The 14,719-nt window shown below is 42.1% G+C and carries 12 protein-coding genes; 10 read left to right on the plus strand and 2 right to left on the minus strand.

Annotated elements, in window-relative coordinates:
• Positions 1 to 112: 112 nt before the first annotated feature.
• Positions 113 to 679, plus strand: coding sequence for a hypothetical protein (locus tag ACT3RN_RS10265; RefSeq protein WP_192520583.1), 567 nt, complete (start codon positions 113 to 115; stop codon positions 677 to 679).
• Here the strand turns inward: ACT3RN_RS10265 and ACT3RN_RS10270 are convergent.
• Positions 671 to 1,435, minus strand: a complete 765-nt coding sequence (locus ACT3RN_RS10270) for a DpnI domain-containing protein (RefSeq protein ID WP_192520582.1) — start codon at positions 1,433 to 1,435, stop codon at positions 671 to 673. The genes ACT3RN_RS10265 and ACT3RN_RS10270 overlap by 9 nt on opposite strands.
• A 170-nt stretch (positions 1,436 to 1,605) precedes the next feature.
• Between ACT3RN_RS10270 and mltG the strand changes: the two genes are divergently transcribed.
• Positions 1,606 to 2,886: an endolytic transglycosylase MltG gene (gene mltG, locus ACT3RN_RS10275; protein WP_442062505.1), complete on the plus strand. Its 1,281-nt coding sequence runs from the start codon at positions 1,606 to 1,608 to the stop codon at positions 2,884 to 2,886.
• Positions 2,887 to 3,000: 114 nt separating this feature from the next.
• A complete protein-coding gene (gene tmk, locus ACT3RN_RS10280) occupies positions 3,001 to 3,702 on the plus strand; it encodes a dTMP kinase (RefSeq protein ID WP_442062502.1) in 702 nt (233 codons plus the stop codon).
• A 144-nt stretch (positions 3,703 to 3,846) separates the two neighbouring features.
• Here the strand turns inward: tmk and ACT3RN_RS10285 are convergent, their stop codons facing one another.
• Positions 3,847 to 6,129, minus strand: coding sequence for a cation:proton antiporter (locus tag ACT3RN_RS10285; RefSeq protein ID WP_192520037.1), 2,283 nt, complete (start codon positions 6,127 to 6,129; stop codon positions 3,847 to 3,849).
• A gap of 849 nt (positions 6,130 to 6,978) precedes the next feature.
• Between ACT3RN_RS10285 and ACT3RN_RS10290 the strand changes: the two genes are divergently transcribed.
• The 7 genes from ACT3RN_RS10290 to ACT3RN_RS10320 all read left to right on the plus strand — a co-directional run bounded on the left by ACT3RN_RS10290 (position 6,979) and on the right by ACT3RN_RS10320 (position 14,713).
• A complete protein-coding gene (locus ACT3RN_RS10290) occupies positions 6,979 to 8,445 on the plus strand; it encodes a Do family serine endopeptidase (protein WP_413038459.1) in 1,467 nt (488 codons plus the stop codon).
• Between the two features lie 399 nt (positions 8,446 to 8,844).
• Positions 8,845 to 10,053, plus strand: coding sequence for a hypothetical protein (locus ACT3RN_RS10295; RefSeq protein ID WP_192992174.1), 1,209 nt, complete (start codon positions 8,845 to 8,847; stop codon positions 10,051 to 10,053).
• 448 nt (positions 10,054 to 10,501) lie between these two features.
• On the plus strand, positions 10,502 to 11,407 hold the full coding sequence (gene dapA, locus ACT3RN_RS10300; RefSeq protein WP_192520039.1) for a 4-hydroxy-tetrahydrodipicolinate synthase: 906 nt from the start codon (positions 10,502 to 10,504) through the stop codon (positions 11,405 to 11,407).
• A gap of 55 nt (positions 11,408 to 11,462) precedes the next feature.
• Positions 11,463 to 11,777, plus strand: coding sequence for a hypothetical protein (locus ACT3RN_RS10305; protein ID WP_225739244.1), 315 nt, complete (start codon positions 11,463 to 11,465; stop codon positions 11,775 to 11,777).
• 130 nt (positions 11,778 to 11,907) lie between these two features.
• Positions 11,908 to 12,621 (plus strand): phosphoribosylaminoimidazolesuccinocarboxamide synthase, encoded by a 714-nt coding sequence (gene purC, locus ACT3RN_RS10310; protein ID WP_192520041.1) that lies wholly within the window; start codon positions 11,908 to 11,910, stop codon positions 12,619 to 12,621.
• A gap of 326 nt (positions 12,622 to 12,947) precedes the next feature.
• Entirely contained in the window at positions 12,948 to 14,021 is a 1,074-nt protein-coding gene (locus ACT3RN_RS10315; protein ID WP_226945106.1) for a glycosyltransferase family 4 protein, read from the plus strand.
• A 65-nt stretch (positions 14,022 to 14,086) separates the two neighbouring features.
• Positions 14,087 to 14,713, plus strand: a complete 627-nt coding sequence (locus ACT3RN_RS10320) for a DNA-3-methyladenine glycosylase (RefSeq protein WP_192520042.1) — start codon at positions 14,087 to 14,089, stop codon at positions 14,711 to 14,713.
• Positions 14,714 to 14,719: the final 6 nt, after the last annotated feature.

A 14,719-nucleotide genomic window follows, 5' to 3' on the forward strand; every position in this document is an offset into this window, starting at 1 on the left:
CCTAGCAAAAGCGCTCAAAAGAAGTGATCGTATTTTGTTACGTTGACTTGTGTCTGAGCGCAAATCGATCAATGATCCTTTTTTCATAAAAGTTTTAAAAGGATAAAATCGCATGCACTCAGTCTATGAAGATAAACGAATTCCGCTACAAATCCGTCGTTTGATGATTTTTGATGAAATTTGCCAACTGGCTAGAAGTAAGCCTGATGAAATTGTGCATTTATCGCCTTATACTCAATTATCATTTGGTGTGATGTATTTACTAGATTTTAAAAGGTTTGTAGCCTTTGGCGGTATGTTCGAGTATGCGTACACGCGAGAGGAGGTTATTGAGCAGCGTATTTCTGTCACTCCTAATGATGAGCTAGTGATGTGTGCATTGACGGTCAACTTAAAAGCTTTTACCAAACCTACTCGCAATCCAGTTCAGCTTTTATGGCAGTGGAATGATTATGTGAAAAATAGAATGCACGCTTATGTTGATTATCGTGAAGAGCATTTTTTCAAAATTAATGACGAGATTGATTGGAATTACCCAGCGCATAAATTTCATCAGCGTCTCGTTGCTACTGCAAGATTACCGCTATGGGATGATAGAGATGAGTTAATTACTGATGTGTACCGCGACAAAAAAGGAAAGCCGAGACCTGAGCGCTACAACGAGAAGCGGTTAGTATAACTTTCGATAGTAGCCACGGCTCACAAACTCAATAATGCCTCTATCGCGTAACACTTGTAATTGCTGACGAATTTTATCTTGAATATGTTTGTTTTTGGGATGTTTGCGTTTTAACTCATCAGCAAAAGTATAAACTTGCTTTAGCGAAAAATCCGTATCAAGTCTGTCGATACACTGCCAGACATCTAGTGTCCAACCACGAGAAGCATTAGTTTGCTTACGTAAAAATAAGGTTTTTTGAAATTGTTGAGTGACATCATCGCGCGGTATGACTTGCTGATTTTTAACCAAAAACACTTTGCCCGATTCTGGCACTTGGCGTAAGTCGATATTACAGCCGACCCAACCTGCACGCTTGGCAGTCGCTGATAATGGCTTACGCTTGATAATAATATCAGGCTTAAAGAATTGCTTAGGAATAATTAAAAAGTTATTTACCGTCAGCTCTTTTGAGTATGTCAGGAAGAAAAAATTGGGATTATCCTCACTATTGATGCGTTCAATCATTGTCTTATAAGCACCATCATTAATAATGTTACTTAATTTAGATTTTTTACTTTTTAGCTCATATTGCTCACTACAGTTTGCGCAATAAAAGTCAGCAACTGGTTTACCGTTCGTAAATTCTGATAACGGTTGAGTGTTACAGTTAGGGCAGTAGCTATTGGTTGCGACCCAATTCTCACTCAATACTCGAATTATTTGGCTGGGTGACTTATAGTTTTTAGCAAGACTTTGATTGAAATGTAGATTCATAAAATGTTTTCATTCTTAATAGATACGTCAATATTGATGACAATAGCCTATGAGTATTAAGCCATATAAATGTGCCTAGCTAGCAAGATAATGCATAAGCTAAGCAAATAACATTGAAAATCGCACGGTTCAGTGCTAAATTCTAGCAAACATTTGCCTCGCGAGTTGCCATGAGCACGCCCACACCTGAAACGCCTCCTAAACGTCCCAATGATGAACCATCGAATAAGTATGATAACAGTGTTGAAGAGCGTGTCGATACCACACTATCAGACTCACGACCGATAGTGGATGAAGTGGAGGAAAAACCAGCGACAGACGTTTCACTCATAAGCGGGGATAGCAAGCCACGTAAATATAAAGTGGACAATCAATCGTTTTTTATGCAGCGTGGATATCAGGTGTTGCTCGTGCTTGGATTGATTGCTGTATTTTTCTTAGTGATGGTTTATCAAACCTTATTCGGACGTATCGAGCAACCAGCGCAGAAGGTTACGATTGAGCAGGGTCAAACTTATTATGGCTTACTGCCGCAGTGGCAGCAGCAGATTCCGCTGTTTTCGGTGAGCGTGGCTAAGATGTATGTCAAATCGCAAGTCGATGCGCCACTACATGCTGGGATTTATCAACTACCAGAAAACCCAACCATGGCTGAGGCGTTGCAAGTGCTAGCACAGGGGGCAGATGCAGCGATGGTAAAAGTACAAATCATCGAAGGCAAAACCTCGAAAGACTTGTATCAAATATTACGTGCTAATGATGGCATCAAAAAAGAAGTGCTAATCGAGGGTAGCGACAATGCCAGTATCGCTAAGGCGTTAGAGCTAAGTAGTATACTGCCAAGCTCTGTGACTGATAGTGATGATGCTATCGTCAATTATAATCTAGAAGGTTGGTTCGCCCCTGATACTTATTATTATGGTGAGAACACCAGTGATAAACAGGTATTGACTGACTTGTATAAACGCCAGCAGCAAGCGCTAAATGATGCATGGGAAAGCCGTGCACCGGACTTGCCTTATGCCACACCTTATGAAGCGCTAGTGATGGCGTCTATTATCGAAAAAGAAACCGGCGTAGCAGAAGAGCGTCCGTTGGTGTCTGCAGTATTTAGAAACCGTCTGAATCAAGGCATGCGCATGCAAACGGATCCGACCATTATCTATGGTATGGGTAGCCGCTATGATGGTAATATTCGTCGTCAGGACATCAATGAAAAAACGTCTTATAATACGTATCAAATTGATGGCTTACCACCAACGCCAATCGCACTGCCATCTGCGGCCTCCATCGAGGCAACTCTGCATCCAGCAGACAGCGAGGCATTATATTTTGTAGCGACGGGTAATGGCGGTCACAAATTTACCAATAGCTTGGCTGAGCATAACCAAGCGGTAAAAGATTATTTAAAAGTCATGCGCGAAAAGAAAGCACAAGCAGCAGCAGAGTAACTTGGTATATAAAGCCAGCACTTCTATCGCTTCTCAAAAAACCTATCATTTACTGAGCGTTGTGTCATTAGCTATCTAACTACATGACGCTTATCAATGACACAAGGTCATATCATGTCAGCACCTGTACAAGAGCAGTTATCTCAAACAACCTCGCCTAAAGAAAACCCCGATATTATGCCTAATCAAGGGCGTTTTATCAGCTTTGAAGGGACAGAAGGCGTGGGGAAAACCACCGCTATTGATCAACTGTGCTCACGTCTACAAGACAATGGCATCGACTATCTGCGTACCCGTGAGCCGGGTGGCAGTCCGTTTGCAGAGCGTTTGCGAGAGATATTACTAGACCCTGTGACCGATATTAATGACGATACAGAGTTATTGCTACTATTTGCCGCGCGCTGTGACCATATGCAGCAAGTCATTCTACCTGCGTTACAACGCGGTACATGGGTGATATGCGACCGCTTTACTGATTCAAGCATTGCCTATCAGGGCTTTGGTCGTGCGCATGGTGATGCAGCAGTACGAGCCAAGATTGATGCGCTTATCGAGCAATTTGTGCCCCAGTTGCCTGAGCTGACATTGTGGTTAGACTTGCCTGTATTAGAAGGCATGGCACGCGCTAATAAGCGCAGTGCTGCGGATCGTTTTGAGCAGCAAGCCACTGAGTTTTTTACGTGGGTGCATCAAGGATTTGGTACGCTTGCCGCGCAGTATCCCGAACGTATACAGCGTATTGATGCATCAGGAAGTACCGATGAGGTGAGTGCGCGTGTGTGGCAGGCAGTACAAGATAAGTTGGATATTAAATAGAGTAAAATCGCTATAAAAAGTGACAGCATGAACTTCGTTTGCAGTATTAGCTATAAATAAGCATGCAACAAAAAGCCCCAACAGTGTGTTGGGGCTTTTTGGTTACTAGGATGTGTTGGACGAAACAGCTTTATCGATTGCCGTCTATTTATCTATATTATCACCTACACTATTATCCATGTTCTTCGGCTCAGTATCTTTAGCGATATCAACCTCAGAGTTGGTCGTCATGTCTTTACCAGAGTCAGGAAAGCGATTAGGATCGAGCGTGCCTTTCTTGGTTTTAGGCGCATTACCGTTGCCGTTGGCACTGCTACTGGCAGATGCTTTAGTCTTGGATACAGCGGTTGAATTTGCTGACATCACTCCTGTATTGACCACAGAATCAGGCACTGTTTTTGTCTCGTCTGTCGCCGTGGTTGGTGAGTGCGTCGGTTCAGTATTGTTGCTTGGTTTGGTGGCTGTCTCACTGGCGCCATTTTGTTTAGCGACATCACTATTGTTATCATCATCAGCTGTTTGTTCAGAATTGTCATCGACCGGCTCATTTTCTTTACGCTTTTCAGGCGCTTTTGAGCTGGACTCAAAGCTGGCATCAGCGGCCATCCGTGCCTGTTCTTGCTTAGGCGTGACATCGACTGGTTTTGGCTGTACTTCATCCTCTATTACCAGTGAGATAAGCTTGCGATCACGTGGTACCGTACCATCGAACTTGTCGGTGATGACATGCAATTTGCCTTCTTTGTCTATGGTGTATAGCGGCACAAACTGCTTGTTATCCGCTTTGTATTGTTCAAAGCTGTAGCTATCGGTAATATTGGTGATTTTGATGCGAGCCTTTTTAGACAGCATGCTAGCCAGCTTGGTGTACGTTGCGTCTTTGCCAAACAGCCACTGCGATTGAAAGTTTGACTGCTTGTCTTCACGCTCGCTTTTGACTTTTTCATCACTGAATTTGAGGCGATATAGTTTACGCTCACCGAACTCATGACGATAATGAATCTCGGACAAGGTATTCATCTCTTTATCCATACTCATGGCAAACAGACGACCGATACCGATAAGGTCAAGGTTGTGATCGGCATGGTCAGAGATGGGGTTACCAAAATAAGTACGCAAACCACTCATGCGTGCACGGGCGATATTGGTATAGTTGTTGTGCGCAACGATGACATCAAAGCCTTGGTCTTTTAGAGATGTGGCTATCAATAACGCGATAGGGTTGGAGCCGACGATGAGGATACCATTGGTTTCAGGCTCACGGACACCAAGTAAATTACCGACCATTTTTGAGCCAATACCTTGAATCATAACTGTGCCAATGATGACCATAAATACTAAGGGTACGAGTAGCTCAACACCTTGAATATCGTACTCTTGTAGACGAATGGCAAACAGTGATGAAATAGCTGCAGCGACGATACCGCGTGGCCCAATCCAGCTAATCATTAGTTTTTCGCTAGTCTTCAAGTTTGAACCGATAGCCGATGCCCACACAGACAATGGACGTGCTACAAACATGACGATAGCGAGTAGTACCAATCCTGCAAAGCCGACACTCATTAAGCTTGCCAGCTCTACACGAGCAGCAAGAATGATAAAGAGTACAGAGATAAGTAGGATGGTTAAGGATTCATTAAACTCTAAGATAGTCTCACGCGGGAATTTTGGCCAGTTTGCTAAGGCCACGCCCAATACTGTGACGGTCAACAGACCAGACTCATGCTCTAAGTGGTTGGATATTGAAAACAAGACCAACACAAAGGCTAGTGTGAAGACATTGCGCAAAAACTCAGGAATCATATGGCGACGCATGAGAAATGCGAGCAGCCAAGCACCAGCCATCCCAAGGGCAGTTGCTAGTACGACGATTTTGGCAAACAGTAAGATACTGCTAGCTTCACCGCCAGAAATAATATATTCATAGACCAATACCACGGCGATTGCGCCGATTGGATCGATGATAATACCTTCCCATTTTAGGATGTTTGATATCGTCTTGTTTGGCCGTACACTGCGCAGTAGTGGCATAATAACTGTTGGACCAGTCACGCAGACCAGTGCGCCGAATAGCAACGCAATCAATGGATCGACATCAAATAGTAAATAAGTCGATAATGCCACGATAGCAATGGTAATCAGGACACCGACCGACACTAGCATTTGTACGACTGTACCATGCTGCTTAATCTCATCGAACTCTAAGGTCAGAGAGCCTTCAAAAAGAATAATTGCCACACCCAAAGAAATAAAGGGAAACATAAGCTCCCCCAATATTAAATCAGGATCGAAGATACCCAGTACAGGGCCCACGATAATACCAATCAGTAATAAAAATAAAATGGACGGTTGCTTTAAATACCAAGCCAACCATTGGGCGGCAATGCCGATCCCAACCACGCCAGATAATAATAGGGCGGTATCCATAAATTGATCCTTTTATAATCTTGTCATATTTTATATCTATCAATAGCTCTTGAATAATTGCTATAAGCAGCACTATAAATGATTTGATATCACTCTTTGTAGAGGTATGTTTCTAGCAAAGCTAAATAGCAGCAATGATAATTATCATGAATCACAACATGAGCCAGATATGATATATATACTATAAAGTAGTAAAGACAAAAGCATGCCTAGATAAATAATACCACCTTCAAAAGTACGATTAGCGGTGTCAACATTGTTTGCTCTACTAACTTGTTATCGGTAGTAGGTTTACTTGTTTTCCTTGCTACTTATATTTTAAAAATGGTTTAAAGCGCCTCTAGATATGCAAAAGATGGAAAATAAGGGTGATAATAGCCAGTAGTAGAGTTTTCTAGCTAACTTTTGTTTAATTATAAAACTATTTAGCTTGCTATCATAACATGATTTTATCTCATACTTACTGAGGCTGACTGTACCACGATATAGATACTCACTATAAAACTGCTAAGACGTTAACCTCATCAGCTATAAGTCTTTGTCATTGTTGTGATGGGCTGATTATCGTACTGTGCGGTCATCTTGCATAGACTATTATGAAATAATTGGGCACGGGGTTATTTTGCATTATCGAAATGACGATAAAATAAAAGATAATGCTTATCATACAGTAGCGTTATTTATCATGCACCTAGCGAGTATCACCAAGTGATTGTCATTTAATAAATAATGAAAATGAAGTAGCGATGAAAGTCTTGCTAAAATAATCTGAGCGAAAGCCACATTATCTTATAATAGCCATTAATAACAGCCAAGACATGCCTATTAACAATAATAACGATTACTTATATGGAGGATGATATGTCTATTAATATGTTTACAGTACCATCTAAGCTCAAGATGCAGCATTGGTTACAGCGTAGTACCCTAGCGTTTGCTGTCAGTACATCGATGGTTGCTGGTATCACTGCCACAACGATGACTAGCGTTCAGGCGGCGGTCACTACAGCCGATTTTTCTGACTTAGTCCAACAAGTCACACCTGCAGTTGCTCGTGTCAATGTCACCAAAACCGTCAGCGAAGCTGAGCTTGCCAAGGCACAGACTGCTGAGTTGTTACGGCAGTTCTTTGGTGATCGTCTCAGTATTCCCGAACAAGCTACTATGCCAGCGATTGAGCATGCGTATGGCACAGCCTTTTTTGTGACCTCTGATGGTTATATGCTGACCAATCATCATGTGGTGGAGGGGGCGGATAAAATAACAGTCACGTTAAATGATAGAACAGAACTTGATGCAACCTTGGTCGGTAGTGATGAGCGTTCAGATGTGGCTGTATTGAAAGTGAAGGGCAGTCAGTATCCTGCGTTGCCAATCGGTGACTCAAATGCCATAAAAGTAGGAGAGCCCGTATTAGCCATTGGTTCACCCTTTGGTTTTGACTATTCAGCATCCGCAGGTATTGTCAGTGCCAAGTCGCGCAATTTTTCGCGTGAAACCAGCGTCCCATTTATTCAGACAGATGTGGCACTCAATCCTGGTAACTCAGGTGGACCATTATTCAACCAAAGTGGTGAGGTAATCGGTATCAACTCACGTATCTTTAGTGGTACGGGTGGTTATATGGGGCTGTCATTTTCAATACCGATAGATGCGGCGATAGATATCTATCAGCAGCTCAAAACCGATGGCGAAGTTGTGCGTGCCTATTTAGGTATTTATCCACAAGACATCGACCGCAATTTAGCCGAAGCTTATAAATTGGCTCGCCCTCAAGGTGCGTTATTGACACGAGTATCACCAGATTCACCTGCACAAAAGGCTGGTCTCAAACCTGGCGATATTATTTTGCAATACGATAATGTGCAGATTCAGCGGGCCTCAGATTTGTTAAATCTGCTCAATCGTGCCAAGCCGAACGATGCCTTCCGTGCACAGATTCAGCGTAATGGTAAACAGATGATAGTTAATGGTCAGCTTGCTTATGCCCCAGACGATGTCAGGGCGCAAGGCGGTGATCAGCAAAATGATGATGTACAGTTGGGCCTACGCCTACGCAATTTGACTACAGATGAACAAGCTGAAATTGCGACAGACAATAAGACAGGTGTTTTGGTGACGACGGTTGATCCTACTGGACTGGCAGCACGTTCAGGTATATTAGCGGGTGATGTGATTACCAATTTTCACCAAAAACAAATTAAGGATGTCACGGATTTTTCAAGTGCCATTTCATCGTTACCTGAAAAAGGTGTAGTGACTATAGAGGTTATCCGTCAAGGTATTCCGGCTATTATTGGTTTGCGTATTGAGTAGGCAGTCATATAAGGATCGTTAATCTACAATGAAAGAGATGCTGTTATAACAGTATAAATGAACAAAGTATGACGCTGAGTGACGATAATTGTACTTGTCTATCATAGAGCTCGACCTCTATAATGGCTGATTTTTTATCATACGATTTAAGATGTGTCTTTAGTGAGAGGAATAGCCAAAGCACTACTAAGCTACTACAGCATTGTCTCTTTTAGAGGTACTACTGGCAAAATATGCAGTCGGCTGCCTTGTATCCATTTTAGAGTTTTTTGACTATATAATTATATTAATGAGTTAAATAATAGCCTTGTTAAATGATTATCTATTGAATAAATGACATGCCCTAATACGGATAAGCCGTTTGATAGCTTCATATCGTTACATAACCATCAGGTAATTATGACTGACCATGTTTTTTATATACTCTGTATTTCTACGTCAGCAGCACTGCTAGCGTATATCGTACTGTGGTCAGTATTACAAACGTTCAATGCTAGTGTCACCAAGCGCTTTATGCGTATTTGGGTTAAGCTGTTGCTTTATTATACAGCCTATACCATGCCCGTTTGGATCGTGTGGTTAGTGTTAGGTTGGTCGCAAGATGTGTTGCCAGTGCTTGCGCAGTTGTCCGCGTCATCCGTATTGATTGCCATATTAGTAATGGGACTGTACTTTTATGCCGCAGTGGTGCAACCCAATCGTTTACGAGTAGAGCATCATGCTGTTGATTTAAACTTATCAACGCCGCTGACAGTAGCTGTACTGGCTGATTTACGCATTGGGCTATATAGTGGCAAGCCGCGTCATATCCGTAAGCTCGTTGCTACTATCAACGAGCTATCAGTAGATGCAGTTTTAATTACTGGAGACTGGCTGTATTATCCAAGTGCCGACTTGGTTGGACAAATGATGTTGTTCAAAGCGGTTAATAAGCCTGTCTATACGGTAATGAGTACTTCGGATTTGTGCTATCAATCGATTAATACGACGAATCAAGGTCAACCCTTGTTAGAAGATACATTGGCTAAAGCGTTTGATGTGCTCGATATCAGTTATATCGGCCAGCAGTGCACCTCATTACCACTTAAGTGCATGGGTACTGTGGACAGTCGACCATTAACAAGCTCTTTGGGTGTTGCTATCGACACTCAAGAGTCCATCAGCCAAAAAGAGGTAGATACCAAATCAGTTGTCGCCGCACTCTGTGGCTGGCAAGATATGCCTAAAAAACTCACTGATAATGAGGATTCAAACACCGCGGCTAAAGTGGCACTTGGTGCCAACATCGCTAGTGCTACTAAGCCAGTGATTATTTTGGCATCACGATTTGATAGTCTTAGCGACTTACCAAAATCTTTGCAACCGCGACCTTTGCTGATTACAGGTGCTGCCAAAGCGCCGCAAAAATCCATGTGGTTGGGTCAAAGAAATCAAGAGGTTCATCGCAGAGATAAACGATCAACCATGCTGAATAATAGTCGTATGGGTCAGCAGCGTGGTTTATATCAACATGGAAATGCGCAGATATTTATCAGTAGTGGTATTGGCACGCGAGGGTTACCTTTTCGGTTGTATCGGCCTACTATCGATGTGTTGACGATTCGTTAATATTCACCAAAAGACTTATCAGTACTTATGCATTGCGCTAAACTAACTGTTAACGCATTAAGCTTAAATGACAAACCTATTTTTCAGAGGTTTTCAAAAAAGAAACCTTGACTCTAACAAGCTTTGGCAGGGTTTGGTACGCAATCATGGTATTGAATAACGATATTGAGAGTCAATTGATTGATAGCGGTCAAATCAAAATATGCTACACTAGCAGGCGTTTTTATTGTTATCTACCAATTGGATTGACAGTAAATAAAAATTGGCGTCCATGACGTTATTATGTATAAATAATTTAGTACCAACATCAAGCAAGATTTAGTCAGCAGCATCTATGAATGCATCCGTTAAGATATGCATTGTTAGCTATATAAACTGCAGACACTTGCAAACGACCTATCATGTGACAGCTTTGACAAAAGCTAGGATAATACAGTAAGGCACAGTTATGAGCACAGCATACGACGAGATTAAAACCCGACTACAAGGCTCAATGGTAGCTTTGGTAACGCCCATGCATCCTGACGGCACGGTCGACTATAAACGTCTGGCAGACCTCATAGATTGGCAGATTGAGCAAGGTACGCATTGCCTTGTTGCAGTTGGTACCACTGGTGAGTCAGCGACCCTATCTATGCAAGAGCATAGCGATGTGATTCGTTATTTTGTACAGCATGTCAAAGGTCGTGTACCTGTCATTGCTGGCACAGGTGCCAATAACACAATGGAAGCAATCAAACTGACTCAAGATGCTGCGGATGCTGGGGCAGACTGTGCATTGCTCGTTGCACCTTACTATAACAAGCCACCTCAAGAAGGCGTGTATCAACATTATAAAGCGATTGCTGAAGCGGTGAATATTCCGCAAATGTTGTACAATGTGCCAGGTCGTACAGTCGTTGATATTGCTCAAGAAACTGTAGAGCGTCTGGCTGATATTGAAAATATCGTGGCAATAAAAGATGCGACTGGTTCTGTCGAACGTGGCGAAAAATTGATCAAAGCGGTTGGTGATCGAATGGTTGTCCTATCTGGCGATGATGGTACTGCGCTTGAATTGATGAAAGTAGGTGGCAAAGGTAATATTTCAGTGACAGCTAACGTCGCACCGAAAGCAATGAGTGATACCTTTACGGCAGCGCTTCAAGGCGATTTTGAAGCGGCTAATAAAGCTCATGATGTGGTCAAGCATTTACATCGTGATTTATTTATCGAATCCAGCCCTATTCCGGTCAAATATGCATTAAATAAAATGGGTATGATAGATACTGGTATGCGTCTACCATTGGTTTGGTTAGCTGAGCAACATCATGCCACTATTGATGAAGCCTTAGTACGTGCAAACTTAATATAGATTCGTAAAAAACACCGTACCAAATGAGCAATGATTGCTAACTCAGAGAGACAATATGATGAAAATATCATCAACGACTACAAAAACATTCCCTGCGATGCTGACCTTAATATTGGGTAGTACCCTAGTATTGAGCGGTTGCCAAGCGACCAAAAACTTACTTGGTAAGCGTGATGACGGTAGCTTAACATACCAACAAAGTGCAAAGCTTGATCCCATAGAGCTACCAGCCGCTAAAGAAACAGCGCCTTTTGTGCCTTTGTACGCAACGCCTAACGCAGGTGAAAATACGCTTGAACTAAAGAATGAGTCGGGTAAGCAGTACCAATTACCACAACCTCAACGTACGGTAAGCACTCTTTCTAATTAAATATATTTCTCAATTTATACCGCTAGCTTGTTATGATTATTTGTTTCACTACGAGTGAATTTTTCATATCAGATGTAGCGGTAGCTGCGCGTTTTTACCACATAAGCTTGAACGAACAGGAAATTCTATAATGCAAAAGCAAAAACTGTTGTACAAAGGTAAAGCCAAATCTGTCTATGAAACAGAAGACGACGACCTTCTCATTCTACACTTCCGCGATGATACCTCAGCGCTTGACGGTAAGCGCATCGAACAGTTAGCACGCAAAGGTGTGGTCAACAATCGCTTCAATGCTTTTATTATGCAAAAGCTGGCTGATGCTGGCATTGAGACACACTTTGAAAAGCAACTCTCTCAAGACGAAGTATTGGTCAAGCGACTAGATATGATCCCGGTCGAGTGCGTGATGCGTAATTTCGCTGCCGGCAGCTTGGTTCGTCGTTTAGGATTAGAAGAAGGGCAGCCGTTGACGCCATCTACTTATGAATTGTTTTATAAAGATGACGCACTTGGTGATCCACTGGTGAATGAGTCACTATCATTGTCACTTGGTTGGGCCACTGAAGCACAGTTGGCAAGAATGGAAGAGTTGACTCATCAAGTTAATGATGTATTGAGCAAATTGTTTGATGCAGGCGATCTGATACTGGTTGATTTCAAGCTAGAGTTTGGTGTATTCCACGACCGTATCGTGTTGGGTGATGAGTTCTCCCCAGATGGTTGCCGTATTTGGGATAAGAGCACTAAGAAAAAGCTCGATAAAGATCGTTTCCGTCAATCATTGGGTGACGTAATCGAAGCTTACGAAGAAGTGGCGAACCGTATTGGTGTGCCATTAAACTAAGCAGTTATTAGGTCAAGCCGTTATTAGATTCCACAAAAAACTGAGCTTATCGCTCAGTTTTTTTATGCAAAAAATTAAAGTGGGCACTTGGTTTAGGTAGCAAAGTTTAGCTATCAAATACTTAGCTATATACTGGTAAGATGAATGTTGCGGGTTTTTAGAACTGAGCTTTTAGAGCCGAGTTTTTAAAATCAAATTTTTGAAATATTGGAATGATACTTCAAGTGCTATAAGTATCGAACTATCAGCTATGGTTCGATTTTAACGATGGTCTTGCTTTTTTCATTTGCTACTAACAACAGACCCTAACAAGTAAGGCACTCGATTTGAAAATTTTAATGGTGTTATTTTATGGCCTGAACAAGGGTGCTGGTGTTGAACGAGTAGGTTCTATGATTGCTAACGGCTTATCTGAAGTTGGCCATGACATAATATTGGCCAGTCTTGGGCCTTGTGATGAACCTTTTTTTCCTCTAAATGAAGATATCAAAGTCATTTCACTATTAGGCTCTGCGCGCACTAATTTTGCTCATACTCCTTATACTGTCTATAAAATAAGAAAGCTGTTAAAAGTAGAGCATGTTGACGTAATGATAGCCGTAGACACCAAATCCATTCCATATACTTTACCCGCAACGTTAGGCCTGAAAGTAAAGCACATAGGCTGGGAGCATTTTAACTTTGATCCCAACGAAGGTATCAGTCGAGACTCTATCGTCAGACATTTAGCGGCGCGATACTGTGATTCAGTGGTTACTTTAACCAAAAGAGATAAGGAGTATTGGCTAAAAAATACTCGTCATAAGTCACAAGTAACCGCTATAGCCAATCCTTGTCCATTTCCCATTCAAGAATATATCGAGGAAAATAAAAAAATAGTATTGGCGGTTGGTCGCCTACATAGAGAAAAAGGGTTTGATTTATTACTTGAAGCTTGGCTTCAGGTAGCTAGCATTCTGCCAGAATGGACATTAAAAATAGTTGGGGAGGGTGAAGAAAGAGCCCAGCTAACGAAGTTTATCGAAGCAAACCAAATAACCGAGAGTGTAGAGTTGGTTGGCGCGACTGATAATGTGGGTCACTATTATAGAGAGGCAGAGATATTTTGTCTGAGCTCTCGAGTAGAAGGGTTCGGTATGGTTTTAACGGAGGCTTTGTCTTTTGGTCTTCCTATTGTTAGTTTTGATTGTGGGCCTGGTCCCGCAGAAGTTTTAGAAGGTACGGGCTCTATTTTAGTTCCTGAAAATAATGTTGACCAACTTGCTTTAGCATTGATTGGTTTGATGCAAGATGATGAACAGAAAAAAACTATTAGCTTAAAAGGAAGAGAAAAAGTCGAAATCTATCAACCCGATCATATAATAAGCGAGTGGTTAGATCTACTTAACAGCTTTGAATGACTTAACGTAGAGTACTCATTAGCTGTATGAGCGGTTCAACATAAAAGTAAGAAAAGGTATCGCCCATGTCTACATCGATTATTTTAGAGCCATCATGGTTTACGCGTCCTACTTGTGTGGTCGCTGCCGACTTAATAGGCAAAGTACTGTGCCGCAAACTTATCGATAGCGACGGATCAGAAAAAATATTGCGTATGCGTATCTCTGAAACCGAAGCCTATATAGGTCAAAATGACCCTGCTTGCCATTCCCATGCAGGCACTCGAACGACACGCACAGAGATTATGTATCAGTCAGGTGGTGTATTCTATGTGTATTTGACCTACGGTGTTCATCACATGCTCAACTTAATTAGTGGGCAGTCTGAATCACCCGAATCGGTATTGATCCGCGCTGGGTTTTTGATTGATGAGAGCGATCGTTTGAGTGATGAGCAACACCTGATTCCTGCCAAACAGCTCAGCCACCCAAAACAGTTTTCTGGTCCTGGTAAGCTGACGAAGCGTTTGCAAATAGACCGAGATTTATATGGCAAACCTATTAGTCCAGCATCTGGCGTGTGGATAGAGGATGATAATTGTGCGCCGCCAGTATCATTACGCACGCGTATTGGGATTGACTACGCCGGAGATGCCAAAGACTGGCTATTGCGTTATATATGGACCGATCATGCTTCCTTGTCTAAGAACTAATAGATT

Origin of the sequence: Psychrobacter sp. AOP5-GZ1-6, assembly GCF_052376345.1 — a bacterium.
Taxonomy (GTDB): domain Bacteria; phylum Pseudomonadota; class Gammaproteobacteria; order Pseudomonadales; family Moraxellaceae; genus Psychrobacter.

Bases quoted from the DNA above. Each gene is read 5' to 3' on its own strand.
- ACT3RN_RS10285 (WP_192520037.1), bottom strand. From the start codon at position 6,129: ATGGATACCGCCCTATTATTATCTGGCGTGGTTGGGATCGGCATTGCC.
- purC (WP_192520041.1), top strand. From the start codon at position 11,908: ATGCAAAAGCAAAAACTGTTGTACAAAGGTAAAGCCAAATCTGTCTAT.
- ACT3RN_RS10265 (WP_192520583.1), top strand. From the start codon at position 113: ATGCACTCAGTCTATGAAGATAAACGAATTCCGCTACAAATCCGTCGT.
- ACT3RN_RS10320 (WP_192520042.1), top strand. From the start codon at position 14,087: ATGTCTACATCGATTATTTTAGAGCCATCATGGTTTACGCGTCCTACT.
- dapA (WP_192520039.1), top strand. From the start codon at position 10,502: ATGAGCACAGCATACGACGAGATTAAAACCCGACTACAAGGCTCAATG.
- ACT3RN_RS10270 (WP_192520582.1), bottom strand. From the start codon at position 1,435: ATGAATCTACATTTCAATCAAAGTCTTGCTAAAAACTATAAGTCACCC.
- ACT3RN_RS10305 (WP_225739244.1), top strand. From the start codon at position 11,463: ATGATGAAAATATCATCAACGACTACAAAAACATTCCCTGCGATGCTG.
- ACT3RN_RS10295 (WP_192992174.1), top strand. From the start codon at position 8,845: ATGACTGACCATGTTTTTTATATACTCTGTATTTCTACGTCAGCAGCA.
- mltG (WP_442062505.1), top strand. From the start codon at position 1,606: ATGAGCACGCCCACACCTGAAACGCCTCCTAAACGTCCCAATGATGAA.
- tmk (WP_442062502.1), top strand. From the start codon at position 3,001: ATGTCAGCACCTGTACAAGAGCAGTTATCTCAAACAACCTCGCCTAAA.
- ACT3RN_RS10290 (WP_413038459.1), top strand. From the start codon at position 6,979: ATGGAGGATGATATGTCTATTAATATGTTTACAGTACCATCTAAGCTC.